The following is a 578-nucleotide window of genomic DNA, read 5'->3' on the forward strand; positions in this document are numbered from 1 at the left end:
GAGCTCGGCTGCGTCCTCATACGCCTTGCGCAGCTCCGCAGCCTGCGTCCCGGCTTCGCGCTGTGCCTTCGCCAGTTCCTCGGCGAGCGTGGCGCTGCGGGCGCGTTCCTCGTCGAGCGCCTGGCGCTGCTGCGCTGTGCTCGTCACCAAGGCCTCGCGCACGGAAGCGACCTCGACGGCGAGTGCCGCCGCCTGCCCGCGCTCGTCGGCTTGCGCAGTCACGCCGGTTGCGACCTCCGCCGGCCTGGCCTGGGCGGCCCCCTCGCTCGCCTTGCGCAGCTCTGCCACCAGGATCTCCCTGTCGCGCTGCGCCGTCGCCAGCTCGTCGGCGAGCGCGGCGCTGCGGGCCCGCTCCTCGTCGAGAGCCTGGCGCTGCTGCGCCATGCCGGAAGCCTGCTCCTGCCGCGCGGCTGCGACCTGCCGGGAGAGTGCGGCCACCTGCTCGCGCTCCTGGTTCAGGGCATCGGCAGCCTTGGTGGCGTCTGCGGTCCTGGTGGCGTCCACCGTCCTCGCGGACTCCGCCTGCCTCCTCAGCTCTGCCATCTGCAGCTCGGTGTCGCGCCGGACCTTCTCAAGCT

The 578-nt window shown here is 73.5% G+C and carries 1 protein-coding gene; it reads right to left on the reverse strand.

What is annotated here, in order from left to right; all coding sequences use genetic code 11:
* Positions 1 to 578 (reverse strand): hypothetical protein (locus tag AB4Y92_RS25320; RefSeq protein ID WP_441822120.1); only part of this gene is annotated, 578 nt, incomplete at both ends.

The sequence above is a fragment of the Lysobacter sp. TAB13 genome (assembly GCF_052113885.1).
Taxonomy (GTDB): domain Bacteria; phylum Pseudomonadota; class Gammaproteobacteria; order Xanthomonadales; family Xanthomonadaceae; genus Lysobacter; species Lysobacter gummosus.